This window comes from Shewanella sp. 5S214 (assembly GCF_041439795.1).
GTDB lineage: Bacteria > Pseudomonadota > Gammaproteobacteria > Enterobacterales > Shewanellaceae > Shewanella > Shewanella vesiculosa.
This window is the reverse complement of sequence record NZ_JBGOOV010000007.1, coordinates 115,007-130,830: the sequence shown is the minus strand read 5'-3', so window position 1 is coordinate 130,830 and position 15,824 is coordinate 115,007. Positions and strand designations below refer to the sequence as shown.

General features: G+C 42.2%; 16 protein-coding genes and 1 riboswitch. Of the genes, 6 read left to right on the top strand and 10 right to left on the bottom strand.

Going from position 1 to position 15,824, the window contains the following annotated elements; genetic code table 11:
* Window positions 1–11: 11 nt before the first annotated feature.
* Window positions 12–1,139 carry a hypothetical protein gene (locus ACED29_RS06795; RefSeq protein WP_124016728.1) on the top strand — a complete coding sequence of 376 codons (1,128 nt, stop codon included), beginning with the start codon at window positions 12–14 and terminating at the stop codon, window positions 1,137–1,139.
* A 285-nt stretch (window positions 1,140–1,424) separates the two neighbouring features.
* Window positions 1,425–2,726, top strand: a complete 1,302-nt coding sequence (locus ACED29_RS06790) for an anaerobic C4-dicarboxylate transporter (RefSeq protein ID WP_371697329.1) — start codon at window positions 1,425–1,427, stop codon at window positions 2,724–2,726.
* 33 nt (window positions 2,727–2,759) lie between these two features.
* On the opposite strand, the gene ACED29_RS06785 is transcribed toward ACED29_RS06790, so the two are convergent.
* Window positions 2,760–3,626 carry a LysR family transcriptional regulator gene (locus ACED29_RS06785; RefSeq protein WP_182698256.1) on the bottom strand — a complete coding sequence of 289 codons (867 nt, stop codon included), beginning with the start codon at window positions 3,624–3,626 and terminating at the stop codon, window positions 2,760–2,762.
* 121 nt (window positions 3,627–3,747) lie between these two features.
* On the opposite strand from ACED29_RS06785, the gene ACED29_RS06780 reads away from it, so the two are divergent.
* Together ACED29_RS06780 and gbpA are read left to right on the top strand one after the other, a co-directional pair.
* A complete protein-coding gene (locus ACED29_RS06780; RefSeq protein ID WP_371697328.1) occupies window positions 3,748–4,380 on the top strand; it encodes a TetR/AcrR family transcriptional regulator in 633 nt (210 codons plus the stop codon).
* A 423-nt stretch (window positions 4,381–4,803) separates the two neighbouring features.
* A riboswitch (cyclic di-GMP riboswitch) is annotated at window positions 4,804–4,902 on the top strand.
* 130 nt (window positions 4,903–5,032) lie between these two features.
* The gene (gene gbpA / locus ACED29_RS06775) at window positions 5,033–6,478 is read left to right on the top strand and encodes an N-acetylglucosamine-binding protein GbpA (RefSeq protein ID WP_371697327.1); all 1,446 of its coding nucleotides are present in this window, start codon (window positions 5,033–5,035) and stop codon (window positions 6,476–6,478) included.
* Window positions 6,479–6,599: 121 nt separating this feature from the next.
* On the opposite strand, the gene gorA is transcribed toward gbpA, so the two are convergent.
* The 3 genes from gorA to ACED29_RS06760 form a co-directional block, all read right to left on the bottom strand.
* On the bottom strand, window positions 6,600–7,955 hold the full coding sequence (gene gorA / locus ACED29_RS06770; RefSeq protein ID WP_273058040.1) for a glutathione-disulfide reductase: 1,356 nt from the start codon (window positions 7,953–7,955) through the stop codon (window positions 6,600–6,602).
* Window positions 7,956–8,043: 88 nt separating this feature from the next.
* On the bottom strand, window positions 8,044–8,565 hold the full coding sequence (locus ACED29_RS06765) for a hypothetical protein (RefSeq protein WP_124016733.1): 522 nt from the start codon (window positions 8,563–8,565) through the stop codon (window positions 8,044–8,046).
* Between the two features lie 72 nt (window positions 8,566–8,637).
* Window positions 8,638–9,297 carry a hypothetical protein gene (locus ACED29_RS06760; RefSeq protein ID WP_371697326.1) on the bottom strand — a complete coding sequence of 220 codons (660 nt, stop codon included), beginning with the start codon at window positions 9,295–9,297 and terminating at the stop codon, window positions 8,638–8,640.
* A gap of 470 nt (window positions 9,298–9,767) precedes the next feature.
* Here ACED29_RS06760 and prlC point away from each other — a divergent pair, with 470 nt between their 5' ends.
* Window positions 9,768–11,807, top strand: coding sequence for an oligopeptidase A (prlC, locus tag ACED29_RS06755; RefSeq protein WP_182741130.1), 2,040 nt, complete (start codon window positions 9,768–9,770; stop codon window positions 11,805–11,807).
* 215 nt (window positions 11,808–12,022) lie between these two features.
* On the top strand, window positions 12,023–12,685 hold the full coding sequence (locus ACED29_RS06750) for a flagellar brake domain-containing protein (RefSeq protein WP_371697325.1): 663 nt from the start codon (window positions 12,023–12,025) through the stop codon (window positions 12,683–12,685).
* Window positions 12,686–12,786: 101 nt separating this feature from the next.
* Here the strand turns inward: ACED29_RS06750 and ACED29_RS06745 are convergent, their stop codons facing one another.
* The 6 genes from ACED29_RS06745 to ribB all read right to left on the bottom strand — a co-directional run bounded on the left by ACED29_RS06745 (window position 12,787) and on the right by ribB (window position 15,767).
* On the bottom strand, window positions 12,787–13,167 hold the full coding sequence (locus ACED29_RS06745) for a carboxymuconolactone decarboxylase family protein (protein ID WP_182698263.1): 381 nt from the start codon (window positions 13,165–13,167) through the stop codon (window positions 12,787–12,789).
* 58 nt (window positions 13,168–13,225) lie between these two features.
* The gene (locus tag ACED29_RS06740; RefSeq protein WP_371697324.1) at window positions 13,226–13,585 is read right to left on the bottom strand and encodes a MerR family transcriptional regulator; all 360 of its coding nucleotides are present in this window, start codon (window positions 13,583–13,585) and stop codon (window positions 13,226–13,228) included.
* 37 nt (window positions 13,586–13,622) lie between these two features.
* Window positions 13,623–14,009 carry a VOC family protein gene (locus ACED29_RS06735; RefSeq protein WP_182723186.1) on the bottom strand — a complete coding sequence of 129 codons (387 nt, stop codon included), beginning with the start codon at window positions 14,007–14,009 and terminating at the stop codon, window positions 13,623–13,625.
* A gap of 111 nt (window positions 14,010–14,120) precedes the next feature.
* The gene (locus tag ACED29_RS06730) at window positions 14,121–14,498 is read right to left on the bottom strand and encodes a DUF3703 domain-containing protein (protein WP_371697323.1); all 378 of its coding nucleotides are present in this window, start codon (window positions 14,496–14,498) and stop codon (window positions 14,121–14,123) included.
* A gap of 2 nt (window positions 14,499–14,500) precedes the next feature.
* Window positions 14,501–14,764, bottom strand: coding sequence for a hypothetical protein (locus tag ACED29_RS06725; protein WP_371697322.1), 264 nt, complete (start codon window positions 14,762–14,764; stop codon window positions 14,501–14,503).
* Between the two features lie 346 nt (window positions 14,765–15,110).
* Window positions 15,111–15,767 (bottom strand): 3,4-dihydroxy-2-butanone-4-phosphate synthase, encoded by a 657-nt coding sequence (gene ribB / locus ACED29_RS06720; RefSeq protein ID WP_011639277.1) that lies wholly within the window; start codon window positions 15,765–15,767, stop codon window positions 15,111–15,113.
* Window positions 15,768–15,824 lie beyond the last annotated feature (57 nt).

Here is a 15,824-nt window from a genome sequence, read left to right as displayed (position 1 = left end):
AATACAATAAAATGAAATTATTAAAGTTATCTTTATTATCTTCTTTAGTATCACTGAGTATGGTTTCTTGTTACTCAATAGCACAAGATGTTGAAGATGGAATTAACGTTTCCGGTACGTTAAGAGCTAATTATTCATATAAACAATATAGTGATAGTTCTAAAGATAAATCAGGTGATTTAACTTTTGAAATGGCGTCAGTTAAATTCAACGGCAAATTAGATGATTGGGGTTTATCTTCTGAATATCGATTTTATGATGGTTGGGAGGCATTAAGGTATGGCTATGCTTTTTATGATTACTCACCAGAGTGGCAAGTTCAAATTGGTATAAATCAAGTGCCATTTGGTAACCCGGGTTTTATTTCAAATAGTTTTTGGTTTGGCGTACCGTATTATTTAGGTTTTGAAGATGACTATGATGCAGGTATTAAAACTGTTTATTCAAATAATGGTTGGGGGACTGAGTTTGCATTTTATAAAGGCGCTGAATATGGTGCCAGTCGTAATGAACGATATTCAACAGACTTATATTCTGGTCAGGTCAACGGTACCGACTATTACAATGAAGAAACTAACCAATTAAACTTACGTCAAACCTATGCTATGGAGTATGAAGGCGGTAAAACCGTGGTCGGTGCTTCGGTCGAGGTGGGGCAAATTTATAATAGTAATACGGGTAATAATGGTGATAGATATGCCGTCGCCTTACATCTTGACAGTAGTTATAAAGGTTGGGCGTTGCAGTTACAGGCAATGCAATATGAGTACAATGCAGCAGATGCGTTAGACGATAACAAGCTTGCGGTATCGGCTTATAATTGGCAATACGAAATTGCGTCTAAAGCGCAAGCTTATAGCATAAACATTGCTAAAACGATCACTACCAGCTGGGGCAGTGCAAAAATCTATAATGACTTTGGCGTGGTAACCCCCGATGTTGACAATGAAGACTACGATAGCAGCTACCAAAATGTTACTGGGGTTGCGTTATCTTCCGGACCAACATACACCATGATTGATTTTATTATGGGTAAGAATATGTATGCCTCTACGCTTGATAATGGCCATGTTGGCCTACCTGAAATCGGCGACAGCTGGGATCATCGTATTAATATCAATTTTGGTTACTATTTTTAATTGCTAGTTGATTCGTTAGATAGTCACGTTTCACTTTTATCTCTTAAATGCCAATCCTTGGATTGGTATTTTTCTATTTCCACTAACACTAACCGCTGTCTTTTATTACATCATTAGCAAAAAATGGTTAATAAAACTGCTAATAAAACTCATCTTATGCCTTTCAGTAGCGTTAATTGATCCAGGTCTACATTCGGCCAAGCTCAACAGAGTAATATCGCGATCTTTAAAGTAGCAATCGCTGCTATTTCATTGACGTATTTGGGTTTGAATAGAGTTAACACTATGATGATAATAGAAATAATAATTGTGCTTGGGTCTATTTACCTTGGTGCAAGAATGGGCAGTATAGGGATAGGTTTTGCTGGCGGCGTAGGGGTATTAATTCTTACCGTCGGTTTAGGATTAACACCTGGTGCGATCCCTATCGACGTGATGCTGATTATTATGTCAGTGATCACCGCGATTGCTGCGATGCAAGAGGCAGGAGGAATGGAGTATTTGGTGTCAATAGCGGAGAAACTACTGCGTAAACACCCTAAGCACATCACATTTTTAGCACCAATGGTAACGTATTTTATGACCTTATTTGCCGGAACGGGCCACACTGCATTCTCGACATTACCAGTTATAGCCGAAGTCGCCAAAGAGCAGGGCATACGACCATCTCGGCCTCTATCTATCGCAGTTGTCGCCTCGCAAGTTGCCATCACGGCCTCTCCTATTTCTGCCGCAGTGGTGTTTTTCTCGGGTATTTTAGAACCGTTCGGGGTGGATTATTTAGTGCTATTAGCCGTATGCATCCCCTCAACCTTTATTGCTTGTTTAATTGGTGCCGCTGTTGCCTCGATGCTCGGTAAACCGTTAGCGCAAGACCCCATTTATCAACAGCGTTTAGCCAGCGGACTCGTCAATATTCGGGGTGAAACCCAAGTCACTTTGCAACCTGGCGCTAGAAGGTCGGTGGCTATTTTTCTAGTCGCGATAGTGGCGGTAATGTCTTACGCCACAGCCATTTCTGACAAAGTGGGCTTAATTGTGAACCCAGTGCTGTCGCGCGATGTGGCGATTATGTTGTTTATGCTATCTGCCGCAGCGGCGATCACTTGGTTTTGCCGTTTAGATGCCAGCAAGATTTCTAATGCATCAACGTTTAAGTCGGGCATGTCAGCGTGTATTTGTGTGTTGGGCGTAGCTTGGTTGGGTGACACCTTTGTGTCTAATCATATTGACGAGATAAAAGCGGTTGCGGGAACCTTGCTCCAAAGTCAGCCATGGTTATTATCGGTGGCATTATTTTTTGCTTCTATGTTGCTCTATTCTCAAGGTGCGACCACTAAAGCGTTAATGCCAGCTGCATTGGCAATTGGGGTGAGTCCATTAACGGCAGTTGCTTCGTTTGCGGCGGTGAGTGCGTTATTTGTATTACCAACTTATCCGACGTTATTGGCGGCGGTAGAAATGGATGACACTGGCTCCACTCGCATTGGCAACGCGGTGTTTAACCACCCATTTTTAATCCCAGGCGTAGTGACCATAGTATCGAGTGTGTTATTGGCCTTTTTGTTTGGCAGCTTGATTATGTAACCTCACAGTATGCGGCTTGGTATAGTAGTGATGTTAGTTGATTTGATAGCCTTTATGCTCAACATTGGCTTTTATTAAATTAATTAATTGCAAGGTCGCATAGGTTTGAGTCTCTGGGTTGAGGTAAAGCGATTCGTTAAACATCGGCAGTGGCGGTAAGCCATGTTCAAGTGGATCTAAAATCTGCATTTTATCGTTTATTCTAAATTCGGCTACCGGCGCAATCACAAGATCATTTTCGACCGCCATCGATAACGCTTGTGGGGATGGTGTTGACAGTAATACCCTTATCGGACGCATAGACAATTGATGATTGGCGAATACTTGTGCTCGAATAGGGCAGTTTTCTGGGTATAAGCCCACGGGGATGGTTTTGTTTTTATGGGCGTTACCGTTAGCTGCTGCGGCCCAATGAAAGCGGCGCGTAAATAACAGTTCGCCGTTGACGGGGGCTTGCCAGTGAGTTGCGACTATCACGTCAAACTCGCCTTGATGGAGTCGTTTATATAAATTGCCACTTACATCGGTATCGATAACTAATTCTATATTGGTAAATTCACGAATAAACTCTAATAAGCAGCTGCTTAGGTAGCATTTGATAAAATCGGTTGGCACACCAAGGCGGATCACTTCGCGATTTTGACAATCTTTTAACTCATCAAGTGCCTGTAAGTTAAGTTGCATCATTTTATAGGCATAGCTCAGCAGGGTTTCACCTGACTCGGTCAAGGTGACGCCTTTGTTGTCCCTAATCAGCAAAGTTTGACCGACACTTTCTTCAAGCTTTTTAACTTGTAGGCTCAACGTTGATTGGGTTCGGCAAATTTTATCAGCCGCTTTTGACAAGTTGCCACATTCAGCAACAGCGATAAAACTTTCAAGTAAGTCAATTTTTAACATGGGCTATTGAGTAAGTTCATAGTGGTATAAGTATTACTCAATTTAGGCTATCCACAAAGCTTGCTATAGTGTAACTGTGAGGTGTTAATGGTTATTTAATTAAAATATCTTGGAGTAAGGAATGGGTAGCTGGGAGGATCGTGGGAACTACTTGATTGAAGTGTCACAACGTTGTTTAAAAGGCCATAAAACCTTTGATTTATGCCGCTCGCATCTAGTTCAAGCCAGCCAGATATCCAAGGGCACTATTTATAATCACTTTACCTCAGAGGCCGATTTAATTGTGGCCGTAGCCAGTGCAGATTATCGTCATTGGTTAATTCAAGCCGAACAAGATACACAGCAATATAGTGATCCCTATTTACGGTTTATTTTTCATCATTGCCAACGTTTGTACCGTATTTTATCTGAACAATCATTTGTTATTGCTAGAGTGATCCCCAACGAGTCAATACTAATACAAGCCAGCGATTATTATCGCGCCCGTTTTGAGCGAGTACTTAAACAATATCAACAATGGAATGCACAAACCCTGACAGAGATTGGTGAGGTTGGTGGCTTTAATCGTGGTGAGTTGCTTTGTGACTATTTACGCGGTGCTATGATCAACAGTGACGATGCACAAAAGCATCCCGACGATGCTGAAATGTACTACCAGTTTAGTTTTGCCATGACCCAGCTTATGGGCCATTCACACAAACGCATGCCCACGATTAATACATTCTTGCTGTGGCTAGCCGGTAAACCCGCATAAATGATTTATCCTCGCTCTTGAACTCTAAATGCCATGGATCCCCTAACTTCAGTTAACGGTTTGCTCTGGAACGCATTTGGCCAGCTTGGGATAATTATTAATCGCAGTCAATTAAGCGTTTTCTAAACTAAAATCGATAATGGCCCACCTACCTATCTACTCACACAATCGTGTTTTAGTACATCAGTAAAATATGGCAATGTCATCGATGCTATGTTTACAACAGCATGAACCTGAGTTCCTTAATGCTAGAGAGTAGCAGATAAAATCATGTCGCCTTGATCCCACGCCAACACTGAATGTACTTTTTTAAGTGTTTGTATTTATTGTTTTTATATTTTTTGACACGGTTGATATTTGTTGTTAGTTTAGTCGTGTTAGTTGATACCTTGTTATAAATAGCGTTATCACCAAGCTAACACTCATAGTATTTGGCAAACTAATTGAAAAGTTAGGACGCAAAGCTTCCGGTCTAAGGTGGTAAATTAATTTTTACGAAACTAAGATAGCGGAGTTGCCGCAGAGCTCAGGTTCTGCGTGAAACGCACAGCCGTTTTTTTAACGCTGTTGTTTGCCAAAATACCACTTTGATATTGATATCGAGGCCTATCACTTATTTTTAAGTAATAGGTAACCAATGGAGTGCATATAAGTGGCAAATCTTCCTGTTTTACCTCATGTTTCTAAATTAAGCCTACTCGCAGCCTCACTTATGGCTGCAAATTCTTTCGTCAGTCTGTCTGTTGAAGCGCATGGTTATGTGCTATCGCCAGAGTCACGCTCATACGCTTGTAAAACTGGCAATAATGCAAGCTGTGGCGCCGTTCAGTGGGAGCCACAAAGTGTTGAAGGGCCTTCGGGATTCCCTGAATCAGGCCCTGAAGATGGTAAGTTAGCGAGCGCTGCAAATGGTGCCTTTTCTCCTCTAGATGTTCAGAGTCCGGTCCGTTGGTCTAAAACGGATATCAACGCCGGATGGCAGCAATTTACTTGGCAGTTTACCGCTAACCATGTCACCCGTAACTGGCGCTATTATATTACTCGCCACGGGTGGGACCAAAACCAAGCCTTAAGCCGCGCGAGTTTCGATTTAGCGCCTTTTTGTGTGGTCGATGGTGGCATGGTTCAGCCACCTAAATTAGTTACTCATGACTGTTACGTGCCAGAGGGACTAAGTGGTTACCACGTTATTTTAGCCGTATGGCAAGTCGGTGACACCAGCAATAGTTTCTATAATGCTATTGATGTCAATTTGAGTTCAGGCTCGGGAATCCCTAACGAATGGCAAGATGTGGGTGACATTAATCCGTCACTGGATCTCAAGGCTGGTGACAAAGTGATGACCAGGGTATTTGATGCTAATGGCGAGCAGCTCTCTAAGCAAACCACGATTACAATTACCGATGCGACTCAAGGTGATAAACAGAATTGGCCTTTCCTTCTTGCCAGCACTATTAATGCGCAGCAATCACAACTCAATGCAGGACAAAAGAATGCCGCTGGCAGTATCATGCCGGTTTACGGTAAAAATGATATTTTTACCCTAACTGACTCAGGTATTAAGCGTGTCGAAGTCGAGTTTGATTTAGCGCCTGCCCCTGGGAATCAGCTCGATGTGACCTCGCTTGCTGATGCTATTCAAATCAACGATGGTGCGGCTCAAGTTAGTTTTGATGTGACAACCAATTCCGCTATGCAAGTGTCAGCTTATTTATTTAATCATGATGGCGTTGCATCTGGATTTGTGAGTCAAGCGGTTAATAATACCAATGCGAGTTTAGTGCTGGATGTAGTCGCACCTAAAGTTGGCCATTATCACTTACAAGTTAAAGGTGAACCTCAGCAAGGGGATGTCATCCAGCAGAACTTTGATGTGTTTTTAAAGGATGAGCTACCAGTATCAGAAGCCGACTTCGTGTTTCCAGCTGAAGTGACGCGTTATGTTACCGGTACTAAGGTTTTGCAGCCTAAGACAGGTAAGGTTTATCAATGTAAACCTTTTCCATACGGCGGCTACTGTATGCAGTGGTCAGCTTCTGCTACCAGTTATGAGCCGGGCGTAGGAGCTTCTTGGGCGGTAGCATGGACTGAATTGTAAAATCGGAACATCATATAAGAGATTCAAATAGGTTTAAATCTCTTTTTTAGGTTTAAATAAAGATAAAAAAACCGTGAATACCGATTAAGGTGTTCACGGTTTTTTATTGATTATCAGTCGCTTATCTCATAGTAACAAATTCTTCAGCACCCGTTGGGTGTATTGCTACTACTGAATCAAAATCTGCTTTAGTCGCGCCCATTTTCATGGCCACGCCAAAGCCTTGTAGTATTTCGTCCATACCAAAGCCGATACCGTGAATACCAACGACGACTTCATTATCACCTGCACACACTAGCTTCATTTTACAGGCTTGGCGATGTGCGGTTACTGCAGAGTACATTGAAGTAAATGTTGAGGTATACACCTTAATATTGTCTTGGCCATATTTTTCAGCCGCTTCAGGCTCTGTTAAGCCCATAGTACCTATGGGTGGATGGCTAAAGACTACAGTAGGAATTAAGCTGTAATCCATTTTTGCATCGGGCATGTTACCAAATAAACGCTCTGACAATAAACGACCCGCTTTAACGGCAACAGGGGTTAATTCAACACCACCTGCCATAATGTCGCCAACACAATAAATCCCTTTTGCGGTAGTATTTTGTTGTTCATCAGTAATGACGTAGCCTTTTGCATCTAACTGCACGTCGGTATTTTCTAGACCGATATTACCCGTTGATGGTGAGCGGCCAATGGCCCAAATTAAGCAATCAACTGTTAAGCTTTCGCCATTTTCTAATTCTAAAGTGACACTGCCATCGTCATTCTTACTGACCGACTTAGGTACACTATGGGTGTGCAGCGTTGGACCATCAGCGGCCATAGCATCAACTAATGCATCCGCTAGAATAGGATCGAAGTTGCGAAGTGGAGCATGCTTACGCACCAATAAATGAGTCTCGCTACCTAGGGCATGTAATACCCCGGCAACTTCAACCGCAATATAACCCGCACCTACCACAGCAACGCGTTTAGGTTGCTCGCGTAAAGCGAAGAAACCGTCTGAGTCGATACCGTATTCGGCGCCTGGAATATCAGGAATCGTCGGTGCACCACCAGTAGCAACCATAATATGGTCGGCTGTGTAATGCTCACCATTGACTTCAATGGTGTTGTTATTGACGAAGCGGCCATAGCCGTCTAATAAGGTCACGTTATTGTTGGCAAAACCACGGCCATAGGCATCATGAATGCGCCTAATATATGCTTCACGGCTATCAACTAGAGTGTTCCAATCGAATTTGTTGACGGTAACGTCAAAACCATAGTCTTTGGCGTAAAGGTTAAGTGCTTCGGCAATATGAGCGCCATACCACATGACTTTTTTGGGGACACAACCAAGGTTTACGCAAGTGCCGCCAACCTGATTTGCTTCAATAATTAATACTTTTGCGCCACGCATTGCTGCACGGTTTGCAGAGGCAATACCACCACTGCCTGCGCCAAGCGCGATATAGTCAAAATGTTGAGCCATGATGATCTCCACTACGGTTAATGCGTCCATTGTAGGGGGGATTGTGTTTGCAATCTAGTCGTTAGCTCAATGCTTTATGCTAAATGAGTCAGCGTTTATGTTGGCACTCCCCTCGGTCAACGTCATTGGGACCGGTAGTTGCGCACTTAAGACAGGTCCATTCACTTTTTCTAATATCAATTTCATCTTGATAATGACTAAATTGACTGTTTTGATTTTGTCTTTGTTGTTTGGTTAAGTGCTTTATACGGTTATTGAGCCAACGACAGCTAGGATCGTCCACAACATTGATGCCAGCTTGGCGTGATGAGGTATTGGTTTGTTGGTTGGCTTTGATGAGCTTTTGTAGGCTAGGTTTGAGGTAGATTTCATCGGCGCGATATTCTAATGCTGAGCGGGTGTCACTGGGTAAGCTAATCGTATTACCTTGGCTATCACTGGCAGATTGCAGTGGTAAGTTTTTGGCATTGTCATTAGTGAGTGATACGGCTTTATTCGTCGATGCTTGAGTTAACTCACTGAGTTCTCCAGCACACAATATTGGAGCACTTAATAAGGTTATCCATTGTACGGCACATAAAGTGGCGAATTGCACTTGGCGGGTAAACATATGCGTTCCTTGCATAGCTTAATCTTGGTCATTAATTGTAGTCGCAGATGATTAAATTGCGAGCCTAAGGCTTCAAAACGTCCAGCCTATATGCACGCCAGTATAGGTTGTATCTAGACTGCCTTGACGATTTTCGGTACGGGCTTGCAGCTTGATGTTCTCTAGAGCAATAGTGCGGCTAAGTTGTGCTGAGACCGTTAGGTTAGCTGTTAATTGGTACAGTGCTTCTAAACCAAATTGCACATGGTTAGCGCCATTGTGTTGTTCGCTGCTGTACTGAAAATCAACGCCATGTACTAAGTAGGGGGTTAATGTGAGCCGCTCGTTAATATCCCATGGATTGTGTAAACTGAGCTCCACAAAGTAGCCCGCCGCTTCAGTGGCAAACGTGTAGTTAATGGTTGGTACCAGCCAGCGAATACCGTTATAGGTTAATGAACTGAAAAATTCATTGTCAGATGTGCGTTCAGCGCCATAACACTCTACGCGCTGATAACCCAGGGAGAGATCAACTTCATCATGAAGTTGGAGGGTGTATTCTATACCTGCATTCCATTCAATATAGTGAACTTGAGTCGCGCGTCCAGCAATGGCGAAAGCGACTAAGTTATCTTGTGCAACACTTGCGACACCCCAAACAATCCCACCGTTGGCTAAGTTATTGCGTCCTTGGCTAATATAATGATCATTCCAGGCAACATCGAACGCCATTATTGGCTGGTCGTCTGCCATGGTAAGCGCGGATGTTAAGGGAAACGTTATTACAATAAAGAGAGCAACCCAAAAATAGCAGACACAATGCTTCTGACTTGGCAGGTAACAATCAAAGGGCATATTTATCTTGCTCATAGTTACAATGTTGCTCGAGAGATGTTGATGCCGCGTATGTTAGCCTTTTTAAAAATTAATTAAATGATAATAAGTCTTATTTGAGACTTCTGTTCAATATTAGATATTTTGCTCAAGTAGTAAATTAAAGTGGGAGCTTGGTCATTCTATTCTCTTGATAAATCGGTTAAGAAGAAAGCATATGCTGTAATGGATCTGCGAGAGTACCCTCGAAAATGGGCAATGGAAATATCATCGGGTGTATTAGAAATGCTGGTTATATTTGTTAGGATAAATTGCTCCAATGCTTGAAAATGGCATTATTTAACCCAATATAAGCTAAATACTCACGCGAAATATTTCGAGGAATCTTTATGAGCAATCCATTGCTAAGTGGCGCAGAATTACCAGAATTTTCAAAAATCAAACCTGAACACATTCAGCCTGCTGTTGAGCAAGCGATTGCCAAATGTCGTGAAACCATTGATGAGCTATTAGCTAAAAATAGCTCATACACTTGGGATAATCTAATTGCACCCCTTGAAGAGATCGATGATCAATTAAGTAAAGCATGGTCACCTGTGTCACACATGAACTCAGTGATCAGTAGTGATGAATTACGCGATGCACACGATGCTTGCTTGCCGCTTTTGTCTGATTACGGCACTTATGTTGGTCAACATCAGGGCTTGTACGAAGCGTACAAATCGATCCATCAATCTGCTGAATTTACTGCGTTAACCCAAGCGCAAAAAATGGTCATAGAGCAAAGCTTACTCGATTTTGAATTGTCTGGTATCGGCTTAGACGATAACCAAAAAGCACGTTATGGTGAGATTGTTAAACGTTTATCTGAGTTAACTAGTCACTTTTCGAATCAACTGTTAGATGCTACCGAAGCGTGGACCAAGTTGATTACTGACCAAGCCGATTTAGCCGGTTTACCGGAATCAGCGATTTCAGCTGCCAAAGCAATGGCGGATGCTAAAGAGCTAAAAGGTTGGTTATTCACACTTGATTTCCCGTCTTATTTACCTGTGATGACCTACAGCGAAAATCGTGAGTTACGTGAAGAATGTTACCGTGCATTTGTGACTCGTGCGTCTGATCAAGGCCCTAATGCTGGTGAGTTTGATAACACCAACAATATGAATGAAATCGTCGCACTGCGTCACGAGTTAGCTAATTTACTCGGCTTTGCTAGCTACGCTGATAAATCATTAGCCACTAAAATGGCAGAAAATCCAGCGCAAGTACTGGGCTTTTTAAATGAATTAGGCGAGCGTTCTAAAGATCAGGCTGCCACTGAATTAGCCGAGCTACGTGCGTTTGCTAAAGAGCATTATGACGTGAGCGAAATGGCATCATGGGACTTAAGTTTTTACGCTGAAAAACTGCAACAGCATAAATACCAAGTGTCACAAGAAATATTACGCCCGTACTTCCCTGAAGATAAAGTCTTGTCAGGTTTATTTTATACTGTAAACCGTTTATTCGGCTTAACTATTAGTGAGCAGAAAGGTGTCGACACTTGGCATAAAGACGTGCGTTTCTTTGATATTTTTGATGATCAAAAACACCATCGCGGTAGCTTCTACTTAGATTTATATGCTCGCAGCGGTAAGCGTGGCGGTGCATGGATGGATGATTGTCGCGGTCGCCGTATGACCTCTACGGGTCTGCAAAAACCGGTAGCGTATTTAACTTGTAACTTTAATGGCCCAGTGGATGGCAAACCGGCATTATTTACCCATGATGAAGTAACCACTTTGTTCCATGAGTTTGGCCACGGCATTCACCATATGCTCACCAAGGTAGATGTTGGTGGCGTGTCTGGTATCAATGGTGTGCCTTGGGATGCAGTAGAGTTACCAAGCCAGTTTATGGAGAACTGGTGCTGGCAAGAAGAAGCGTTAGCGGAAATTTCTGGTCATTATGAAACTGGTGAACCATTACCAAAAGCCTTGCTGGATAAAATGCTAGCAGCTAAAAACTTCCAGTCTGGCATGATGATGGTGCGCCAACTTGAGTTTTCATTGTTTGACTTTAGAATGCATCACGAATTTGACCCAGCAAAAGGTGTCGATATTCAAGGCATTTTAGACCAAGTACGCAGCCAGATTGCGGTATTAACCCCACCAAGCTTTAATCGTTTTCAGCATGGTTTTGCTCATATTTTTGCTGGTGGTTATGCGGCAGGTTACTATAGTTATAAGTGGGCCGAAGTACTCTCCGCTGATGCTTTTTCGCGTTTTGAAGCCGAAGGTATTTTTAATGCTGACACTGGTAGAAGCTTTTTAAACAACATTCTTGAGATGGGCGGCAGTGAAGAGCCGATGGCGTTATTTAAACGCTTTATGGGCCGCGAACCAAACACTGATGCGTTATTGCGTCACAGTGGTATTGCGGTGTAATTGGATGGATTCAAACATAAGAGGTACTTAACTCGTGCCTCTTATTAACTGACTAATTAATCTTTATTGAGTAACGAATATTCAATAAAGATTAATTAATTTAATTTGGCGACATCTTTTTAGTTTTAAACTGTGTATAACTATTGTTTTGGTTTTATTCACAGCATACATTTACGGTTGTAAATTTATCATTAAACTCCCATGGATCCAGAACATTGACAACCACAACCAACGCTATATTTTTCGAGTTAACTCCCGGAAAAATTGTTGATTTACAGATCGACCATCCCGTTAAATTGCGTCTTAAAGCAATGTTGGTCGGGTACGATCTAGGTCAATATATTATCCTCAAGCATCCAGCTCCTCAGAATATGAGTAACTACAGTGATGTGCTTGTGGAAGGTAATGTTGTGGTGGTTCGTTATTTATTGGAGGGCCAGCAAGGCGAGTGTTATGCATTTCGATCGACAATTAGAAATATCACTAAAATCCCTGAAAAATTTATCTTCTTAAGTTATCCCGCTAAAATAGAAAACCGTCAGCTTCGCACTCATCAACGTTTTGTTACTCATATACCTGCATCTATTGTCACAAGAGACGATGATGATGTAAAAAAAATATCCCAATTAAAAGGCATTATTTCGGATATTTCTGCCAAAGGCTGTGGTTTTGTATTCAAAACTGATAACTCGAAAGTTAAAGTTAATCCGAAAGATATTTTCATCATTATGCGTTCACCCAACGATACTGAAATAACCATTCCCGCGAAGGTGTGCAATAGTCGCTTTGAGAACGGAAAAGTTAACGTAGGTATTCAATTTGCAGAGGATGATGAACAAGTTAGGGCCATATTGAATCAGCTTTCTATTGAGTTATAAGCTAGAGTCTTGGGCATAATCATTTCGTTAACGTCAGTGTTGGAGCATAAGCGGCTCTTAAGCTGGTCCTTGTTATGGACTCACAATTAATCGCAACTTGCTTATTCTGGTTTTCGCTCTTGAAGCACTTCTTTAAAGGCGAACATAGCGTTTAATGCCGCAGGAAAACCAGCATATACTGACATTTGTAATAATACTTCTTTTACTTCCTCTTCGCTGCAACCGACATTTAAAGCCGCACTCAGATGAACCTTGAGCTGAGGTTTACAATTACCTAATGCGGTCAGTGCGGCAACAGTGGCTATTTCTCGCGACTTTACATCCAAACCGGGTCGGGTATATATATCGCCAAACGGATATTCAATGGTAAATCGAGCTAAGTCGGGGCAAATATCTTGTAGGCTTTCGATAACATTATGACCTGCTTCACCGTCAATTTTGGACAACTGTTCCAGACCTAAAGTGAATCTTGAATTTGACATTGATGTACTCCTATTGATAAGTAGAAGTCACACCGTACAAGTTAGAGTTAACTCTAAGTCAACTGACTTTATTAGCTTTATACAAATTAATTTTGTTTTCTAGCGCCAGTAAATGTTGTTGCTGGCGTTCAATGTGAGCTTGCAACTGGTCTTTGTGATGCTCAAGTAGTTGTTGGCGATCTAACACTGTACTTTGCCCTAATGCTCGCAATTGGGCGTATTCTTGAATTTTTACTAAAGGCATGCCAGTGTCTTTCAGGCGTTTGATAAACGTAATCCAGGCTAAGTCTTTAGCTGTGTAGACTCGATGGTCACTGCTGTTTCGATGAATCTTGTTGAGTAAACCGACTTTTTCATAATATCGCAGCGTATAAGAAGATAATCCGGCTAACGTCGAAAATGCTTTCATGTTCATCATTTATTTTTTACCCTGAAAATGGCTACATTCAGCATTATTATTGACCTAAAGGCGGTTGCCATAATTCGACTTTATTACCTTCAGGATCGATCACCCACGCAAACTTGCCAAATTCAGACTCATCTATCTTATCGAGGACGTTACAGCCTTCAGTTTTTAGGGCTGCGACGACAGCTTTGAGGTCTTCAACTCGGTAATTGATCATAAATGGGGCTTGGCTTGGGGAAAATTGGTCGCTTTTCTCTGAACTCACCGCCCAGATAGTCGTTCCACCTACGGGCTTGTTATTTGAGTCGCTCCAAGAGAAAGTCGTGCCGCCCCATTCCTGAACATCAATGCCGAGATGACGCTTGTACCAAGCTTGTAATGCAGGTGCATCTTTTGCTTTAAAAAATATGCCGCCGATACCTGTGACTCGTTTCATGTGAACCTCCCATGTACCATGTTTAGAGATGTCTTTGTGTTACCTAGTGATGTATTTTACATTCCATTATTGGCTTACAGTATGATGTAGCTAAGGCGTCTATTAATCTTTTTAGCTCGTTGAGTTATGTTGTTTTTTTACTTTCGCTATGATCTCGGCATGCTCTGGTTTAATGGGCATGACTTTTACTAGACTAACATTGCTACCGCCAGTGTTCCCCGTTGATACGCCTTTTATTGCAGTGAATAAAACCGCCCCAATGATACGAATCATTTGACCTATGGCTTCATTCATATCACGCTGTTTTATTGCCCAACGCAGCATTAAACAATGCACTTTTACATGCCAATAGGTTGATTCCTGCCCAAGCACGTGAGCATTCTCAAGGTAAACAAATGAATCTGCAACATTACCTAAACGGTCGGATTGATCTGCTTTAGATAACTGCTCTTGCACGTAAGGAGTGATATTTTTGGTATAACTATTCAATGTTACCTCTCCAATTTATTATCCTCAGCTGAATTTTCGTCGTTATTTTTTTGAACTTCAGAGTACAACCAGTTAAAAAATTGGCCGAAAAAATAATAAAACACTGTCATTAGGGCGGCATAAATACCGATATCAACGATACGCGGTAAGTCAGATAACCCGGTAAAATTATCTTCCAACGAATATGTCACAAAACTGACTACACTAATTGAGCAGATTAGCGTTAAGTACAGCGAGAGTGTGCTAGTGGTATTCCATTTACTCATAAGCGTCCTTTATTTCATGTTGGCTAACTCTCAAGGGTAGCCGTGAGCAATATATTTTGAGGTTATTTATCCTGCTTTTTTCAGTCTGCAATGTAAAGTATTGCATGCCCTAAGCATACTCGTTGAGTTCAAATGAGAGTTATGCGGTGGTAGTCCTCGGGGTGAGGGGGAGAGGTTATGGATGGCAAATAACAAGTCATACAAGGATTAACTCATAAGGCCTTATTTTCTATAATCTTCATGATTTCAAGCATAAAAAAAGAGGTGCTTAGCACCTCTTGAACGTGACATTCCATCTTCATTCACTGCAGATAAGTCTGCTTATGAATGACGTATTAGTAACATATTATGCCAGTTTTAAATCGTACTGGTTGCGGTACATCACCATGTCTTCGATGGTGAGTACAGGCATGTTGTGCTTAAGGCCAAAGGCGATAATTTCTGGTGTTTTAGCCATGCTGCCATCTTCGTTGGCCAGTTCGCATAATACGCCAGCTGGCATTAAGCCTGCCATTTGCATTAAGTCGACGGTGCCTTCGGTATGACCACGACGAGACATCACTCCGCCAGCGCGAGCACGTAATGGGAATACGTGTCCAGGATGGGCCAAGTCTGATGCTTTGGCATCGCGGTTTGCCGCAGTTTTAATGGTGGTAACACGATCTTGAGCGGAAACGCCAGTGGTCACTCCATGCTTTGCTTCAATGGAGATGGTAAACGCAGTTTGGTTGGCGCTGTTGTTATTGATAACCATTGGCGGCAATTGTAACTTGTTGGCGTGTTCGTCGGTTAAGCATAAACACACAATGCCGCTGCATTCGCGGATCATTAATGCCATTTGGGCTGTGGTTAAGTGCTCGACAGAATAAATAATGTCGCCTTCATTTTCGCGGTCTTCATCATCGAGTAGTAATACGCCTCGGCCTTCTCTAAGCGCTGCTAATGCATTTTCTACACGGGTGATTGGTTCGCCAAATTCGGCAAGTAGTGATAACTGATTCATGGTTGTACTCCTAAAATGACCAGAATCAGGGCTTGTAAAGAGGGATCTAAATCCAAA